At 52.4% G+C, this 17,514-nt stretch carries 5 protein-coding genes and 2 pseudogenes; 4 read left to right on the top strand and 3 right to left on the bottom strand.

From position 1 onward, the window contains the following. Positions 1-286 precede the first annotated feature (286 nt). The 3 genes and pseudogenes from F7P81_RS11480 to F7P81_RS11465 all read left to right on the top strand — a co-directional run bounded on the left by F7P81_RS11480 (position 287) and on the right by F7P81_RS11465 (position 2,252). A complete protein-coding gene (locus F7P81_RS11480) occupies positions 287-550 on the top strand; it encodes a hypothetical protein (protein ID WP_151159606.1) in 264 nt (87 codons plus the stop codon). A 276-nt stretch (positions 551-826) separates the two neighbouring features. After that, positions 827-1,643: pseudogene (locus F7P81_RS17275) on the top strand (IS6 family transposase). Positions 1,644-2,051: 408 nt separating this feature from the next. Continuing rightward, positions 2,052-2,252 carry a hypothetical protein gene (locus F7P81_RS11465; RefSeq protein WP_151159605.1) on the top strand — a complete coding sequence of 67 codons (201 nt, stop codon included), beginning with the start codon at positions 2,052-2,054 and terminating at the stop codon, positions 2,250-2,252. A 972-nt stretch (positions 2,253-3,224) separates the two neighbouring features. Here the strand turns inward: F7P81_RS11465 and F7P81_RS11460 are convergent. The 3 genes and pseudogenes from F7P81_RS11460 to F7P81_RS11455 form a co-directional block, all read right to left on the bottom strand. Beyond that, on the bottom strand, positions 3,225-3,497 hold the full coding sequence (locus F7P81_RS11460; protein ID WP_151159604.1) for a hypothetical protein: 273 nt from the start codon (positions 3,495-3,497) through the stop codon (positions 3,225-3,227). 24 nt (positions 3,498-3,521) lie between these two features. Further along, positions 3,522-3,659 (bottom strand): hypothetical protein, encoded by a 138-nt coding sequence (locus F7P81_RS17110; protein ID WP_170265263.1) that lies wholly within the window; start codon positions 3,657-3,659, stop codon positions 3,522-3,524. An 88-nt stretch (positions 3,660-3,747) separates the two neighbouring features. Further along, a pseudogene (locus F7P81_RS11455) lies at positions 3,748-4,430 on the bottom strand (IS6 family transposase). Positions 4,431-5,080: 650 nt separating this feature from the next. Here F7P81_RS11455 and F7P81_RS11450 point away from each other — a divergent pair. Further along, a complete protein-coding gene (locus F7P81_RS11450; RefSeq protein WP_170265262.1) occupies positions 5,081-17,368 on the top strand; it encodes an autotransporter-associated beta strand repeat-containing protein in 12,288 nt (4,095 codons plus the stop codon). Positions 17,369-17,514: the final 146 nt, after the last annotated feature.

The raw sequence follows: 17,514 nt of genomic DNA, 5'->3' as shown, positions 1-17,514 counted from the left end.
TTATATGCATATATACGCGCATGTGAACGCTCTTAACATGTGATGTTTTTTCGATAAGAACCGTGCAGTTTCGTATTTATTTATATCTTTTCTCTATTCTTATTATAAATCTTCTCGAAAGTAGATCATAAATATTCGAGTGTTAAGATTTTTTAAAGAATATCTGGGCGTAAAATGTCTACCGAGGATGTAAGAGTTTGAAGATTTTCATTGAATTTTTGTTGCCGTAGCAGTTCTTTTTGTTGGTTATAAGTATAGATACCCAACTTATTCATGGTATCGAAAAATGACAGTTGTAGTCGATCCTCCTTCAGGACCGGTCTCAGGTGCCTCTGTCAGTGCCGCGGAGTGGACTGGATACCTTATTGATTTGGGTGGCTTGGGATGGAACAGGAAGCAACTGGGTGAGGCGGTAGTTGTTGATTTGGGAGATGGTCGATATCTGTTTGCTTTAATAAAGCACCCCGAAAAATCAGATTATTTAGAAACTGTTGCTTCTGCGAGTATCGCCGGATTGAAAAGGCGATCGGCCACTGAAGAGCTTTTTTAAGAAGTAAGTAAACAGTGAGGCCGTGCACAAGGTGTAATCGTTGTGCCGGATTATCAATGGCCGCTTATGGTGACTTTTACTGATATGACAAATCCAACAACCTTACGACTGGTAAATCCATATAATTTTTCCGAAACATTTGGTGTGGATACGCTCTGAACGGCTCTGTTGCAAAAATTTTGCCGATGTCCGCAAGAGTGCTGACAATTTTCAGCGAGACTGTTGATGAGCGATTTCAAGTGGTGCTATTTTCAGGGTGACGTGATTTTATAGGCGGTGCGGTGGTGTTGCCGGTATGGGATCAGCTATCGCGATCTTGAACAGATGATGGGTGAGCGCGGTGTGCCCGTCGATCATTCCACGATTTATCGCTGGGTCCAGAAATACGCGCCGGAGATTGAAAACGGCTGCGCTGGCATTGGCGCCGACCACAGTCAACAAGCTGGCGGGTTGATGAAACCTAGAGCATTTCCTGTTTTTCTTAAATCATTGGAAATGCTCTATCTCCTTGTTTTTTCGTATTATCCGACGCAAAACCGCTACGCACTTTTGCTGGAAATGCTATGTGAAAGTCTGGGGACAATGGACTTATCTTTACCGAGCCGTCGACAAATTCGGCAACACGATCGATTTTTACCTGTCTCTGACGCGTAACGCCAAAGCAGCCAAGCGCTTTTTGGGGAAGGCTTTGAACGGCTTGAAAGACTGGGAAACGCCGCGTGTCATCAACACTGACAAAGCACCAACCTACGGGATTGCCATCGCGCAGTTGAAGGCCGAAGGCAGATGCCCTGATGAACTGGTGCATCGGCAGGTCAAATACCTGAACAATGTCGTCGAGGCTGACCACGGCAAGCTGAAGCAGCTGATCAAACCGGTCAGAGGGTTCAAGATGTTGAAGACGGCATATGCGACAATCAAGGGCTTCAAGGTCATACGGGCGTTGCGCAAGGGTCAGGCTGCTATTTTCAACCTGACACGAGACATCCGCGGGGAAGCGCGTATCGTTGAACGCGCTTTTGGTATCGGGCAGAGCGTGTTGGCAGAAGCCGTGGAAATGCTCGCCCAGAATCTACAAGGTCAGACCGCTTGACAGCAGGGAACGAGGGGCCTTCCTTGACAGCTGCATTTTTTGCAACAGAGCACTGTTCAGGTCATTTGGGTGTATTGGTCTTGTTGAAGTAGCAAAATTAACCAAGTGGCACCGGTTATGCCTAGTTCACACAGGGTATACCCAAATCAGGGCGCAGAATTTTATGGGGTTCTGGTTCATACCCCTTATTTGACGGATTATATGATCCCAAATTTCTGAAGTGGGACCTAAATCAGCCCAGTCACATCAATGCTCATTTCCGTGATAAATCTTTATAATTCAGTTGTTTGTGCCTCTACCGTATATGTGTAGCCGTTTAATGTTCAGAAACTTATAAGGGCAACATATAGCGATACAATCCTGTATTACTTCATTGTATTATATCCCTCTCAATAAAGGAGATTTATAATGAAAACTTATAAATACTTAGCATTATTGTTCATGCTTTCTATTCCTGCTGCCGCATTGGCACAGAGTGAAGACAATCGTGAAGCGCAAAGAGCTCAAATATGCTTGAGCAAGGCTCTGCAGGAGTGTTCAAGCACATCGGGGTTCCTCTCAAGAGTAGACTGTCAGATTCAATCTTATAAAAATTGTATGCTTTCATAACGCGAGCATGACGGCCTTGAAATATCTGTAGACGCTAGACGCCTCGGTAAAGGGTTGTGCGCATGCACCTCCTATCATGGCCACTGAACATTAACCGGCATGAATATACATTTAGACGAACCGTTTGCAGTACATTGATCGCTCCTTGAACGGTTCAGACCTCCGGTCGAAAGTCATTCAGTATTTGACAGATTATATGATGCAAAATCTCCGAAGTGGGGCGTAGATCAGTCTTGTCCGTCAATGCTCACTTCCGTAAAGAGCCTTTACAATTCAAAGGTTTACCACTCTATCGTATATGTGCGTCCGCTTAATGCTCAGTGGCGAAATTGGTGTGCCCGTAAAAAGGAGGATATAGAAATCAACATCACAGTCTTGAGAAAACGCTAAAAAATCGGCATTCGATCCGGCGGCGCAACGCCCGATTTTAAGGCCGGCCACTAAACTTTCTTGCTCGTCTTATTGAGGAGCGGGTAGATTGAAAATACGTGTAAAAATCGGTCACATGGCTGTCCAGAAAAGGTGCAGCCGACCGCCATAAAATTACGTAATGATTTCAATGGTCTGAGAGTACTTAATTTTCGTCCCCGAACCTAAACTTTTTTGTACGATTAGAATGCGGCTTATTGCAAGTTATTGTAAATGTTGCTGGTCATCATCTTGTGACCGGTTTTTACACGTATTTTCAGCTTATCCTAGGAATGCTTGACTGCACCGCAGCCGGAACCGCTCCTGTCTGCAGCCAGTTCGCCTGAAAATACCGGTCAAAATCTGCACAAATGCCGCTTGTTTAGGCACAGCGGATCCGACGAGCTTTTATTCTAAAACCATTATAAGGGTTATTCTGGACTAAGATTAAGCAGAAACAGGCTATCCGTTTTGTTTACTTGTACCGAAGGTCTCTGAGGACACCGTTTTTGTGACAGCCTTAGACTGAAAATTAAAGCCAAGTTTGGGGCGGAATCTGGCGAGTCACTCTTTCCAGCGCTCGCAGGCCATGGTTACGATGTTGGCAAGGTTTTTGCCGCGCCATTGCTCACGGTACTGAATATTGAGCAAGCCGAGCTGGCGGGCTTTGCGCAAGGCGCTCCGGGTCAATGTCAGCTTCATACCGGCACGGTCACCGATTTGCTTGTTGGTGCAGCGGCAGGAACCATGTTCACGGATATCGGCAGCGACAATATAAAGCACGGCGCATTCACCTTCCGTGAACTGGTCGCGGACATACGGCGATAGCGCCGCCATATCGCCCAGGCGGCGCTTACGTGCTTAACGCTCCGGATCGCGCTTGCTGGTGGCCGCATCCGCACGGGACTTCTCCGATTTGACCCGCACGGGAAAATAAGAGCGCGGCGGCGGTACCTTATCCTCTTTGGCCGTGAGATGCGCAGTGCGCTGTTCCAGCACGGTTTCATAAAGCGCACCGCTGACCGGATCGAGAGGCTCTGTCGCAAAGTTTTGAGGCGTGTAGAAATGTCCTTATCTCTGGGCGTAGTTATGTTGCGAGTTCGGTCAAGGCCTGTAATGGCGAACGGTTGTCGTTGACGACTTGCTTCTTACGGATCATGTGTACCACCTCGATCCCTGCGATGGTGGCTGAAGCGGAATGGAGCGCTTTGAAGCCCATTGTCGGCTTGGTGATCCGTTTGATAAAGCGGTGATCTTGCTCAAGGATGTTATCGAGATATTTGATCTGCCTGATTTCAATTAGGTCGCCTGTACCAGTGAATTTCAGGATCGTGTTGACGGCTTGCAATCCGGCCAGATTGGCCCCGTTTTTGTCAATGACATCCCTCTCTGCAACACCGTTAGTTGCAATGGTTTTCTTGAAGAAACGCCGTGCTGTAACCAAATCCCGACGTTCAGACAAAAGGAAATCAAGGATTTGGCCAGCCGGTCAACAGTGCGATAAAGATACGTCCATTTTCCCTTCACTTTGATATAGGTTTCATCAACGCGCCAGGAGCGAGACGTAGGACGCTTGCGCAGCTGAGTCTGTGCGGCGATCTGCGGTGAGTAGCGTATAACCCACCGGTTCAAGGTTGCATGATCGATAGATATGCCGCGTTCAGCCAGAATTTCCTGAAGGTCACGATAGGAGACTGGATAGCGCACGCAAAAGAAGACGGCATGCAAGAGAACACTTTTGGGGAAATGTGCTCCTTTGAAATCCACCATATCACTTCTCTTGTCTCTCTCTTCTGATCAGCAAGCACACCAACACATCTGCACTGAAACGAAAACTTTGCGACAGAACCGTTAGAGCGACCTTTGTGCGCCCAACGGGGCGACCGGCGCATTAATCAGCCGGAATAATTATCCAGTATAATCCCGGCAGCCTATTTTAGAGGCAACCGTGATCGGTTCTAAAGCATGTCGCGGAAAAGTGGGTACCGGTTTTCCGATAACGACATGCGTAAAAACAAAAAGATAAAGCGAACGCCATGCGTTCGATTAAATGCGATACGCTCAAAAGCAGGCTGTGGGCTGGTACATTTTTAGACCGGTTTTGGTGCAGTCTCTCATTGGCTTTAACATTTTTGGATGCGCTCGCCTCCTATATTCGAACAAAGTTAAATAAAATAACAATAAACATAATGTTTATATAATGACAAATAATTTATTGTGTAATTTATACTTATGTTTTAAGGTATTGACTTTAACTATAGTTGAGATGAATAAATCATTATTTAAAATTTGGTGACTATGATTCTGATTTTTATTATAAATCAGCGTTAAAATACTCCACTGCAATATTGATAAAAAATTTTGATTAAAGATGTGTTTTTGGCACGTTTTGGCGCGCTTTTGCCAAGGGGCCTTACGGCATGAACGATTGCTGCTTTGCTGGAAAACTCAGCGACAAGAACACCCAGACCTGTGCTTCTCGGGAAGGTCTGATCAAGATGTCAATGTGCGATATTGAACGCGAGACTGGCTCTTCTCTCTTGACCGGGATCAGTCAAGTTCTGCTTCGTGGGGCCTCTGCGGTCGCGCTATCCGTGGCGATTGCGCCGATCAGCTTGCCTATTCCGGCTTATTTAGGGGTAACAATCGCGCATGCTGCGGACCTGCAGGGAAATGCCGGGGGGCTAACTGGAGGAGGCAAGACAACCTATGGTGGTTCCGGCAATGGCACGGGCGGCTGGGGGGGCGGGGCGCTTACAGCTGGATCCCCGGCAGTGGATGGACAAGGTGGTGAAGGAGCAATCTCTGGTCAGAGTACTGGCGGTGGTAGTGGCGGTACCGTTGGTGCGATGACTGTTGGGACGGTTCCGCTCAACATTATAGGTGGTACTGGTGGCACCGCCACTACGCCATCCTACGGCGGTGGTGGCGGTGGTTCCGGGCTGTTTCTTGGTACTGACATAACTTCTGATCTTACAGGCGGATCGACAATTAAAGGTGGAAACGGCGGGAACGGGACTGGGGGAACTGGCGGTGGCGTCGGCGGCGCCGGCGGCGGCGGCGGTGCCGGTACCATTCTTCGTACTGGAACGCTGACGGTCGGGTCGGGCGCGACTATTACTGGTGGTTCTGGTGGAAAAGGCGGTGGAAGCGAAAATTCTGCAACTGCCTGGGGTGCCGGTGGTGGTGCTGGTGGTGACGGCTTAGTCATTGATCAAAGCGCGATCCTGACAAATTATGGCACCCTGACCGGTGGCACGGGTGGTGCCGGAGGTGTGAGTGGTAAAGGTACGGGTGAGAACGGTTCAGATGGCGATGGTCTCCGTATGGGAGATGGGACGCATGTGATCAATGCGGGTACAATTTCTTATGGCGGCGCAGGTTTCGGTGCCAACGCTGTCGATATTGTCGGCAATAACAACACTTTTGAAATCTGGAACAGCTCAACCATAACAGGAAATGTTGTGGTCAAGACGGGCACAACAGGGAACGTGTTCGTGCTGGGCGGTACGAATAACGGTACCTTTGATGCGACTACATTAGGTACAAAATATATCGGGTTCAACTCCTATGCGAAGGACGGTTCCGGCACCTGGACAATGACAGGTGCGATTACCGGTACGAATGCCTGGGATATTCGTCAGGGAACCTTGGCGCTCTCCGGCGCCGCCGGTCTGGAAAATGCATCTAACGTCACCATCGCTACAGGCGCGACACTTGATTTGGGCGGGGTTGCCTCAACGGCCAGTCTGAAGACGGTCTCGGGAAGCGGCACGATTGCGCTCGGCAGCAAGACGCTGAACTTTGCCGGAAACAACGACATGACTTTTGCAGGGAATGTCACTGGTGCAGTAAACTCGGTGCTGCAAAAATCGGGAACAGGCAAATTTGTTTTTACCGGAGACATTACTGCGGCCACGGTGAAAAACGATGCGGGTATTTTGCAGATTGGTGATGGTGGCACTACCGGTACGATTACCAGCGCAATCGTGAACGGTGGCTCATTGATCCTCAACCGTAAGGGCACAACGACGCTTGGAGGCGTTGTGAGCGGTGGCGGTACGCTGCAGGTGAGCGGAGGCGGCACATTTATTCTGACGGCAGCCAACACTTATACCGGGGCTACCACGATTGACGCGAATACCACGCTTCAGATCGGGGGTGGCGGTGTGCTCGGGTCGATCTCCACCTCAAGCGGTGTGACCAGTAACGGGACTCTGGCATTCAATCGATCAGACGCGATAACCTTCGATAAGGTTGTCGGTGGTACAGGTGTGCTCACGCAAATGGGAGCAGGTACGCTGACTCTTTCGGGAGTTAATACTTATACTGGCGGAACCAATTTTAACGCTGGCGTTATTTCGGTTGCGAATAACAGCAATCTTGGCGCCACCTCTGGCGGTCTGAACTTTAGCGGCGGCTCGCTGCGTCTTTCGTCTGCCTTCGACAATGCGCGCGCCGTGACGCTTGGCGCTGGCGGCGGCACAATCGAAACGGCGACAGGCAATAGTACTTTCTCCGGCGCAATCAGTGGTGCGGGAGCATTGACGAAGACGGGCGCGGGCACGATGATTCTGACCGGCGCGGACAGCGCGACAGGGCTGACAACGGTTACCGCAGGCGTGTTGCAGATCGGCGGTGGCGGCACAACGGGCTCGATAGCAAGCAATATAGCCAATAGCGGTTCGGTGGTTTTCAATCGCTCCAATGATCTGGCTTATGCCGGTGTGATCAGTGGCGGCGGCTCCCTCACCAAATTGGGTGCCGGAACGCTGACGCTTACGGGCGATAACGCCTATACGGGCGCAACAACGATTTCTGCGGGCACTCTGCAAGTCGGCAATGGCAATACGACTGGCTGGCTTGCCAGTAACGCGGTCACGAACAACGGTACGTTGAGCTTTAACCGCAGCGACAACAAGACCTATTCCGGCAGCATCAGCGGTATTGGCTCGGTGGTCAAGAGTGGAACCGGTACGCTCATTCTCGACGGTACGAACAGCTATTCCGGCGGGACGACCATCAGCGGTGGCACACTGCAGGTCACCAGCGATGCCAAGCTTGGTGCGACAACCGGCAGTGTGACACTGGATGGCGGCACGCTCAGCCTTGCAGGTACGATCACATCCGCACGCGCATTCAGCATTACCAGCAACAACGGCACGATCGATACGGGTGCCGATGCGGATACGCTGAGCGGTGTTGTAAGCGGCGCAGGCAAGTTGACCAAAACGGGCAGCGGAACGCTGGTTCTGACGGGCGTGAATACTTACAGTGGCGGCACGACAATTTCGGCAGGTACACTGCAGCTCGGTAGCGGGGCGGCGGCTGGATCGATTACGGGAGATGTCGTCAACAATGCAACGCTGGCGTTCAACCGCAGTGACTCAAGTACATTTGCAGGGGTGGTCAGTGGTTCCGGTGTACTGAAGCAAAGCGGCACTGGCACTACGATTCTGGCTGGTGCAAACACCTATACCGGCAATACCGTGATTGAGCGTGGTGTGCTGCAGGTTGGTAATGGCACCGCTTCCGGCGCCATATCCGGTAGTGTCACCAATAGCGGCACTCTGGCGTTCAATCGTTCCGATTCCTACACTTATGCTGGCACGATCACCGGCACAGGTTCGTTGAAGCAAAGCGGCGCTGGCACACTCATTCTGACAGGTGCAAACACCTTTACTGGTCTAACGACGATTGAGAGCGGTACGCTGCAGCTCGGTGCCGGCAGTACGGGCGGAAGTCTGAGTGGTGACATCCTGAACAAATCGGCGCTTGTCGTGGATCGTTCGGATGATTTTTCCTTTGGCAATAAGATCAGTGGTTCGGGTACGTTTGATAAACGCGGTGCAGGCAAGCTGACAGTTACCGGCGACAATGACTATGCGGGTTTGACGACCATTTCGGCGGGTGCGCTCCAAATCGGCAATGGCGGCGGCACCGGTTCCATCAATGGCGATATCGTCAACAACAGCGCATTGATTGTCGATCGCAGCAATAATATTGATTTCACCCATGTTCTTAGCGGCACTGGTACTCTGGAAAAGAAGGGTACGGGTAATCTCACTGTTAGCGGAGACAATTCGGGCTTTTCCGGCACCACGACGGTGAGCGCCGGAGGGCTTGTCGTTGACGGGCAACTCGGTACGGGAACTGTTACGGTTGCGAGCGGTGCATCGCTTGGCGGTACGGGCAGTATCGGCGGCGATACGACGATCAACAGCGGCGGCACGCTTGTAGGGATGCAAGGTTCGACGCTTGGTTTCGGCAGTAACCTGACACTTGCGTCGGGAGGCATACTGAATGTGTCCTACGGTGCGGTATCTGATAACACGGATATGTTGTTTAATGTTGGTGGCAATCTCAGCCTCAACAACAATACCGTGAATATCAGCTCTCTCGGTGGCTTCGGTCCTGGCGAGTACAAGTTGTTCAGCGTAACCGGAACATATACCGGAACATTGCAAGCGGGTACTCTTCCGCAAGATGTAGCGGCTGGAGATATTACATTCAATTACAATACCAATGATATCCATCTTACGAATTCTGCAGGAATGGACCTTGGTTACTGGGATGGTTCTACAACAAGCGGCGGCAACTCGGTGACCGGCGGCGATGGTACATGGGACGCAGCGACAACAAACTGGACGCTTGTTGATGGCACTCTTCATTCGACTTGGAATCCTGCTAACTTTGCAATCTTTTCCGGTCAAGCGGGCACGGTAACGGTCAGCGGCGCTGTTGCAACGGCAGGTATGCAGTTTGTAACCACCGGCTATACAGTCAAGGGAGGCGCGCTGACACTGGATAGCGGTTCTGCCGATGTGCCGTTCATCCGCGTGGGCAATGCTGTGGCGGGAGACACTGTCGCTACGATTGAATCCGTTCTTTCCGGCGCGAATGGTATGAAAAAAACCGATCTGGGTACCCTCATATTCACGGCAGATAATAATTACACGGGCCAGACGATCATTCAGGCTGGCACGCTCCAGCTTGGAAATGCCGGAACTACCGGCAAAGTGAACGGAGGCATCACGATAGGAGAATCGGGCGGGGAGGAAGATGCCATTCTCGCGGTCAATCACTCCAACAGTTTCACGCTCGACAATACAATCGATGGTCGCGGAAAGCTGGTTCAGCAGGGCAGTGGTGCAACGACGCTCACCGGAACCAACACTTATAGCGGCGGCACGGAAATTCTGGGAGGCAGCTTGATCGTTGCTGCCGATAATAATCTGGGTAACGTCGCGGGAGCTGTCAATATCGATGGTGGCACACTTCAGTTTGCTGCAGGTCTGTCGTCGACACGAGGTTATACGATTGGCGCCTCTGGCGGCAGCATTGATACAGATACCTACACAGACACAATTACAGGCGTCATCGGCGGCACCGGACAATTCAACAAGCTTGGCACCGGAACGCTTGTTCTGGGTGGTGACAATACGTTCACCGGTGATCTGCATGTGAGCGCAGGCACTCTGCAGATCAGTGACAACAGCAATCTGGGAAATCCTGATAGCCACCTCTACGTCAACGATGCAACATTGCAATTCGGTTCTGACTTCACCATGACGCATGGTCTGACGCTGAGTGGCACCGGGGCGACAATCGATACGAATGGAAATGACAATTCGATTTCGGGCGTGATCGATGGAAGCAAGCTTACCAAGGCCGGTACTGGCACACTTACTCTGACCGGCACCAACACCCATAACGGCGATACCGAAATTGATGGCGGTACGCTGGCGGTTTTTGAAGATGCGAACTTTGGCCAGAATGGCAGTAACAGCATTATCATCGGTGATGCGACCCTGCGTCTGGATGAGAGCTTCGATACCACGCGTGGCATCAAACTCACCAATGCCAACAGCACGATTGATGTTTTTGATGACGGCGTCAATAAGCTCACTGGAAAGCTGACCGGAACCGGCGCCTTGAACAAGGCGGGAACGGGTACTCTGGTTCTTGGCGGAACCAATGACTATCAAGGTGGAACCGACATCAGGGCGGGTATCCTGCAGATTTCGGACGATACCAATCTTGGTATAGCTACGGGAGCCGTCAAGATTGATGGTGAAGCCGAACTGCAGTTCAGCCAGGGCGTGACGAGCGCCAGAGGCATTACGCTGGGAACGACGGGTTCCATCATCAATACCATGGCGGGTATCAGCACACTGAGCGGTGTCGTTGGTGGTGGTGAATTGCACAAGTCCGGCGTTGGTACGCTCGTTCTTGCAGGGACCAATACCTACAACAGCACGTTCCTTGACGGCGGTATCGTTCAGATCAGCAGGGATGAAAATCTGGGTGTAGCTAGTGGTGCGGTCACTTTCAACGGTGGAACGCTACAGTTGTCCGCTGATGTCACGACTGCAAGAGCCATGACGATCAACGATGCCGGAGGTCTGATCGACACCCAGGGCAACACCGGCACGCTGGATGGTGTCCTGTCTGGCACTGGCGAGCTGACGAAAGACGGCACTGGAACACTCGTTCTGACAAATGCCGACAATTCCTACAGCGGCAATACGCACATCAAGGATGGTACACTTCGTCTCAGCGGTGCGGGCTGGATAACCGGTAATGTGACCAATAACGGCACTTTTGAATTTGCCAGCAACGGAGATCATAATTTCTCCGGGATCATTTCCGGAACCGGCTCGGTTGTCCAATCCGGGGCGGGTACCACCATCACTCTTTCCGGTCGTAACGCCTATAGTGGCGGCACCTCGATCACGGCCGGTACGCTGGCCATCAGCGAAGATGATAATCTGGGTACCGGTGGTTTTACCATCGCCAACAACGCGACCCTTCAGTTAACGGATTCTTTTGCGTTCAGTCATGCTGTTGTCCTTAATGCCGGTGGTACAATCGACACTGGAGCAAACAACAACACGCTTGCTGCTGTTGTATCCGGTACTGGTGGTCTGACGAAGACAGGTGGCGGCACGCTTATGCTGTCCGGGACCAACACCTATACTGGCGGCACGACGATCAACGGTGGAACCCTGCAGATCAGCGCTGATGCCAACCTTGGCGAGGCGAGTGGTTCTGTCACCATGGCTGCCGGCACCACACTTGAGTTGTCGAATGACGTTACAATGGACCGCACCTTCTCGCTGAACGGAGATGCGACGATCCAGACCGATGACGGGACATCGACGATCAAAAAAGTGGTAAGCGGGAATGGCGGTCTCACCAAAACGGGCGAAGGGACGCTCGTACTTGAGGCTGTAAACACCTATATGGGCGGTACGTCCATCAGTGACGGTGTGCTGCAGGTCGGCAGCGACGACAATCTCGGAGATGTGACGGGCGGTCTCAACTTCAATGGCGGCGAACTTCAGCTCACTGGCGATTTCGACTCGGATCGTAATGTTTCTCTCCAAACCGGGGGAGGTACAATCGACACTTTGTTGAACAGTACGAAGCTGACGGGCAGTATCACCGGTAATGGCGGGCTGACCAAAATTGGTGCCGGCGAGCTTACGCTTTCTGGGACCAATACCTATAGCGGTGGTACATTCGTTGAGCAGGGGACGCTACAGATCGGCAGTGATGACGGTCAGAGCGGAAGCATTACTGGCGATATCGAGAATAACGGTACTCTAATCTTTAACCGCGATACACTGACCTATGACGGTGGTATCACCGGAAGCGGGAGCCTGGAGCAGACTGGTGTAGGCACGACGATTTTGACAGGTTCCGCCGTTATCGACGGCGGTACGATTATCGACAATGGCGGAACGTTGCAGATTGGCGACGGAATCACAAGCGGTTCTCTCCGAAGCGATGTGACGAATAATGGTACGCTCGCTTTCGATGCCGCCGCTAGCACCAACATTGATTTCAATAACGTCTTAAGTGGTAACGGCCAACTTGAACAGAACGGCGCTGGCTCCTCGACGTTTACAGCTGACAGCAGTGGCTTCGACGGGACAACGAATGTTAGCGCAGGAAGTCTATATGTGAATGGCACTCTGGGCAGTGCAACATCAACAATGACTGTAGCAGCCGGTGGAACCCTTGCAGGTGGTGGCACGATCGGTGGCGATACCACGGTGGCGGGAACGCTGAAGGGGCGGGATGGTACGATTCTGACCTTCGGCGGTGGCCTGACCATGCAGGCTGGCAGCACAATAGCAGTTGCCTACGGAGCCCCCAACAGCAACGGTCTGTTCAATGTTCAAGGTGCGCTTACCTTGAACAGTAGCACCGTCAATATTGAGGATTTTGGTGGGTTCGGGCCGGGCTCCTATCGCCTGTTCGATTATCAGAATGGATATACCAAAACTGGCACAGGGCTAACGATAGGCACTGTTCCCGGCGGCCAGATATCCGATGCGTATATTGTTTATGACGATGACAACAAGCAGATAAATATCATGAACACTGCCGGTGCCGTGCTGAATATCTGGAAAGGTGGTGACGGCACCTGGAACCAGACGGATATCAGCTGGCATGATGCAGGCGATCCAGACATTACAGGGACCTGGAAAAACTACGAGTTTGCTATCTTTAACGACATGCCGGGCACTGTAACTGTTGATACAGGTATTCAGGCCTCTGGTATGCAGTTCCAGGTGGATGGATATAGCCTGACCGGCACAAATCCTATCACACTTGCTCACGACCCGAACGCTCCGTCGCCTGACAAACCCATCATTCGTGTGGGGGATGCAACCGATGCAGGCAAGGCCATGACGGCCACGATTGCGGTGCCGATTGCTGGCACCGAAGGCCTGCAGAAAACCGATTACGGCACTCTGGTACTGACGGGTGCCAACACCTATACCGGTGGAACAGATATCCTACAGGGCTCGCTGGAGCTCGGCAACGGTGGCACTATAGACACGGTCGGGGGTGTTTCCGTCGATGCGAATGGATCGGACAAGGCAACATTTGCAGTCAACAAGACTGGAACATTCACCTTCAGTGGTGTGATCTCAGGAGCAGGTCAGTTTGTGCAGAAAGGCACGGGCGAAACGGTTCTTACCGGAGCTAACATCTATAGCGGCGGCTCAATAATCACGGCCGGAACACTTTCGGTCGGCGCTGAAAACAATCTTGGCGATGTTAGTAGTCAGGTTACCATTGACGGCGGGACTCTCAAGTACAGTCAAGGCTTTGCCAGTGCCCGCACCATTGCTCTCGGCGCAGGCAACGGTACGATCGAAACCGATGACACGACCAATGACACGGTTGTTAACGGTGTCATCTCCGGTAATGGCGGCCTGGCGAAGAGCGGGGCTGGAACACTCGTTCTGACCAAGGACAACAGTTATGCTGGGGGTACAACTATTGCTAGCGGTAGGCTCCAGCTTGGCAATGGCGGGGCAACCGGCAAAATCCAGGGCAATGTCAATACCGGTGCAGATGCAAACAACAACGGCACACTTGTCTTCAACATGTCGAGCAATCCGGTCTTTGCGGGAACGATCAGTGGTTCCGGTAGCGTCGAGCAGTCCGGCAGTGACACGCTAACATTGAAAGGCACCAACACCTATAGCGGTGGCACCACAATCAACAGCGGAACGCTGGCGGTTTCGGCTGACGCCAATTTGGGCGACACAAGCGGTTCTCTGACGATTAAAAATGCTACATTGCAGAATACCGCGCAGTTCACGATGAACCGCGATGTGGTTGTGAGCGATGCCGGAGCGACATTCCAGAACGATGCGGATCTGACATTGGCCGGCAATATGACCGGGACCACGGATTGGTCGAAGGACGGAACTGGCAAGCTGATCATCGACGGTGACGCAAGCACTGCCACGGGGATCGCGTCGATCAATAGCGGCTATCTGCAAGTCAACAGTGAACTGGGTGGCAATGTGAATCTCGTCAACGGCACAGCCGGAGTTGGCGGTGCTGGCAAGATCGACGGCAATGTCGATGTGGGAAGCGGAACGCTTTACGGCAAAGGCGGCCAGACGCTAACAATCGGAGGTGACCTGACTCTCGCCGCCAGCAGCTCGACCAGCGTCCAGTGGGGCAGCATGTCTCAGCAAGCTGCTTTCCATGTGGATGGCAATCTGACGATGGATGGTACGCTTAATGTGGTCGATACTGGTGGTTTTGGTTCAGGGACCTACAAGCTGTTCACCTATGGTGGCGCACTGACGGATGACGGCCTTTCGTTCGGTGTCGTACCGGGAGGACAAGCGGCGAAGGATCGCATGACTGTTGTGACCGCCTATACTGGTTCGGTCTATATCGTGAACACCTATGGCGCAAAAGTTCAGTACTGGAACGGGGAAGGGACTCAGGCCGATATCGAAAGTGGTAACATTGTCGGAGGTGATGGGACCTGGAAAGCAACGACTGCAAACTGGTCCGACAGCAATGCCAATGTGCTTGCACCTTTCGATGATGGCTCATATGCGTTCTTCGGTGGCAAAAAGGGTGTTGTCACCGTCGATGATACGGCTGGGCAGATTAACACGGCCGGCATGAGCTTCGCTGTCGATGGTTATGTGATTAATGGCTCCTCCCTCAACCTGACGAGCACGACGGGAGCGCCGATCATTGCGGTTGGTGACGGAACCGCCGATGGTGCTACAATGACTGCAACCATTGGTTCGGTGCTCACAGGCAACCAGGGTCTCAATAAAACCGATCTCGGTACACTGGTCCTTACCGGACAGAACACCTATATCGGTGGCACAACCGTTAGCAACGGTGTGCTCCAGCTTGGTGATGAAGTCACTTCGGGTGACATAAAAGGTGACGTGACAGTTGCCAATGATGTTAACGGAGAGGGAACGTTGTCCTTCAAACAGGGGGGGGACTACACATTCGCCGGAAATATTACCGGCGGTGGCAAAGTTGCCCAGGACGGTGCAAATACGACACTTACCTTGAGCGGAAACAACAGCTTTAGCGGCGGGTTGACGGTCAACAACGGTACCGTAACGGCGGGCAGTGATAATGCCCTTGGCACCGGAGTCCTAACTGTCGGAGATAATGGCAAGGTTGATCTCGGAAGCACCAGCAACACGGTTGGTGGCCTCAGCGGAGCCGGAGCGATCAATATTGGCGCGGGAACTTTCACCGTCAATGAAGCGGCGAACTCGACCTATAGTGGCGTATTGTCCGGCACTGGCAGCCTCACCAAATCCGGAGCTGCTGACCTGACGCTCACTGGTTCTAACCAGTATACCGGTGCAACGCTTGTTAATCAGGGAACACTAGCACAAGGAAGCCAAGGTGCATTCAGCTCCTCGTCCGCCTATACGACGACGCGGAACGGGATGCTGGATATTGGCGGGTACGATACGACGCTGGCCTCCCTCGACAATGGTGGCACTGTTACCCTGAGTGACATGGTAGCCGGAACCACTTTGACGGTAGCTGGCAACTACACCGGCTCCAATGGCACCCTCGTTATCAATACGGTACTCGGTGACGACAACTCCAAGACTGACAGATTGAAGGTTGCCGGTGACACCTCAGGCACCACAAATCTGCAAGTGGTCAATCGTGGTGGACTGGGTGGCCAGACGGTGAACGGCATTGTAGTTGTTGACGTGGCAGGACAGTCCAATGGTACCTTCTCACTTGTCAGCGATTATACGACCAAGGACAACAAGAAGGTTATCTGGGCTGGAGCCTACGCCTATACGCTGCAGCAAGGATCAGGCAGCGGGAACAAAGACGGTAACTGGTATCTCGTGAGCCGTTATGGTGATACGGAACCAAACAACCCGGACAACAACGGTCCCCGTTATGGCGCTGGCGTGCCGGTCTATCAGGGTTACGGTCAGAACATGCAAGCCTTGAACAAGTTGCCGACCTTGCAGGAGCGTGTAGGCAACCGGCACTGGACGGGCGAGAACGGCGATGGCCAGACGAACGGCGCCATGGTCGACGGAAATGGCATCTGGGCGCGTATCGAAGGGGCGCATAACCGGCTTGAACCGCAAAGTGTCACTGGCATGAAGCAGGATATCAACACCTTCATCATGCAGGCAGGCGTTGACGGTCAGTTCTATGAGGATGACAACGGGAAACTGGTTGTCGGCATCACTGGGCAATATGGCACGGCACATGGCAATTCCAGTTCGTTCTTCGGTGACGGTTACACCAATACGAACGCGTGGAGCCTGGGTGCTACGGCGACATGGTATGGCAACAATGGTTTCTATATGGATACACAGGGCCAGCTTACCTGGTTCGACAATGATCTGTTTTCCAATGATATGAACGCGTCTCTTGCCAGCGGCGCGAAGGCCTTCGGCTATGCGATGAGCGTGGAAGCAGGCCAGCGTGTCACCATCGACGATCATTGGTCACTGACCCCTCAGGCGCAGCTTATGTGGTCGTCGTTGGATGCAGACGTTTTTCAGGACAGCATGGGTAACCGGGTTGGCCTCGACGATGCCAGCAGCCTGACGGCGCGCCTTGGCCTTGCTGCAAACTACCGCAACGACTGGACAGGTAAGGATGGTCGTGTAGTCAATACTTCCGTCTACGGCGTCGCCAATATTTACCAGTCCTTCCTGGGCAGTATGCGCATCAACGTGGCCGGCGTTGATATTTATACTGATAACGACAAGACCTGGGCAGGCGTGGGTGCCGGAGGTACTTACGCCTGGGCGGATCAGAAATATTCCGTGTATGGCGAGGGCTCCATCACTACTTCGCTCAATCACTTCGCGGACAGTTATATCCTCAAGGCAACCGTTGGCTTCAAGATGAAATGGTAAGACTCAGTCCTGAGCAATGGCCTCAGCAATGCAGGGCTCCCGAATTTCCATAGATGAAACGGGGGCTCTGTTGCAAAGTTTTCACTTGTGATGATTTAGGGGGGGGAGGGCGAAATGACACCCTCTCATGAGCGATTTAGGTTTTC

It is taken from the genome of Pseudochrobactrum saccharolyticum (genome assembly GCF_008801715.1).
Taxonomy (GTDB): domain Bacteria; phylum Pseudomonadota; class Alphaproteobacteria; order Rhizobiales; family Rhizobiaceae; genus Pseudochrobactrum; species Pseudochrobactrum saccharolyticum.
The sequence above is the reverse complement of the archived record's forward strand: the minus strand, read 5'-3'. Positions and strand labels throughout refer to the sequence as shown.

Excerpts from the sequence above, each read along its gene's own strand:
- F7P81_RS11480 (WP_151159606.1), top strand. The coding sequence starts at position 287 with ATGACAGTTGTAGTCGATCCTCCTTCAGGACCGGTCTCAGGTGCCTCT.
- F7P81_RS11465 (WP_151159605.1), top strand. The coding sequence starts at position 2,052 with ATGAAAACTTATAAATACTTAGCATTATTGTTCATGCTTTCTATTCCT.
- F7P81_RS11460 (WP_151159604.1), bottom strand. The coding sequence starts at position 3,497 with ATGGCGGCGCTATCGCCGTATGTCCGCGACCAGTTCACGGAAGGTGAA.
- F7P81_RS11450 (WP_170265262.1), top strand. The coding sequence starts at position 5,081 with ATGAACGATTGCTGCTTTGCTGGAAAACTCAGCGACAAGAACACCCAG.